Source organism: Olivibacter domesticus (assembly GCF_900109575.1).
GTDB classification, from domain to species: Bacteria; Bacteroidota; Bacteroidia; order Sphingobacteriales; family Sphingobacteriaceae; genus Olivibacter; species Olivibacter domesticus.
The window spans coordinates 1-1,178 of the sequence record NZ_FOAF01000023.1; the positions used below are offsets into that span (position 1 = coordinate 1).

A 1,178-nucleotide genomic window follows, 5' to 3' on the forward strand; every position below is an offset into this window, starting at 1 on the left:
GTAGCAACAGGACGGAAAATGAAACAGCTTCTAGCCATCATTGCCAAGAGCGTTCCTTTTAAACCCAACTTTTCCAATATTGCAACTATGCTCGCTGCCAGTAGAAATAACATTGCTGATTATTGCCTATATATAGAAGAAGCGGGAATGATTGCCCAATTGCGGGATGACACCGGAGGGATAAGAGGCTTAGGTAAGGTTGATAAAATATACCTGGATAATACCAATCTTATTTACGGTTTAGTTGAAAGCGCTGCAAATATTGGTAATATTCGCGAAACATTTTTTCTAAACCAGCTACGTGTTAAATACGATGTTATTGCATCAACAATTGGTGATTTTCAGGTTGGTGATAGGATCTTTGAAATCGGAGGAAAAACGAAGACCCAAAAGCAGTTACAAAACACCAACAAAGGTTATCTTGTAAAAGACGATATCGAATCCGGATTTTTGAATACAATCCCGCTTTGGCAGTTGGGAATGACTTATTAGTTATGGAAGTACCATCTTGGTCATTGCCTACCATTCCAGCATACATAATTCGAGCGAACAGCTCATAATAAGCTTACATCGGCCTTCAATATTCCAGGCGTCACAGGCTAAGTAATAGCACCAACGTTGATCATCCAAAATGACACAAATTGTCAAAGTAAAAAAGGTCAGCAAAGAGCCCAATACGGAAACCATTGCTGCCATGAACGAATTGAAAACAGGCAAAGAAAAAAAATTCAGTAGTGTAGATGAACTATTTAATAGCATATAATTTGACCTATTGTTTAAAATCGTTACCTCAACCAAGTTTCTAAAGCACAAAATCACTGCGCATCAACCTCCGCCTCCCATTTTTCATACAAGTCTTTTAATTTTTCAACCACATCGGGATGTTTCCCGGATAAGTTGTTTTCTTCGGCCGGATCCTTCTCTATGTTTACCAAGAATAAACCGTTACTATCCAGTTCCTCCTTCTTTGCCTGAGCTGGGCTATGCAGCAGTTTCCATTGGCCTTGCCTCACAGCCCATTGTGGGCTATCCTTCGTGCCACCACTTTTCCAGTAAAATGTGTCGTGCGGAGATTGTCCATTCTTCTGTGCTATCAGCTTCACTAGGCTTTTTCCGTCAATTTTTCTTTTTGGTAAATCGATATGGCAATATTCTGCCAATGTCGGAAACCAATCAAT

The 1,178-nt window shown here is 39.9% G+C and carries 2 protein-coding genes and 1 pseudogene; 2 read left to right on the plus strand and 1 reads right to left on the minus strand.

Annotated elements, in window-relative coordinates; all coding sequences use genetic code 11:
* Both BMY50_RS27865 and BMY50_RS28655 read left to right on the plus strand, forming a co-directional pair.
* Positions 1-492 (plus strand): annotated as a pseudogene (locus tag BMY50_RS27865) (ATP-binding protein); the annotation flags it as partial.
* 139 nt (positions 493-631) lie between these two features.
* Complete coding sequence (locus BMY50_RS28655) at positions 632-763, plus strand: hypothetical protein (protein WP_262496970.1); 132 nt, start codon at positions 632-634, stop codon at positions 761-763.
* 52 nt (positions 764-815) lie between these two features.
* On the opposite strand, the gene BMY50_RS28270 is transcribed toward BMY50_RS28655, so the two are convergent.
* On the minus strand, positions 816-1,178 hold a 363-nt coding region (locus BMY50_RS28270), incomplete at its 5' end, for a sulfatase/phosphatase domain-containing protein (protein ID WP_377533773.1).

What these genes read in the sequence shown, in the direction of transcription:
- BMY50_RS28655 (WP_262496970.1), top strand. Translation starts at nt 632, where the DNA reads ATGACACAAATTGTCAAAGTAAAAAAGGTCAGCAAAGAGCCCAATACG.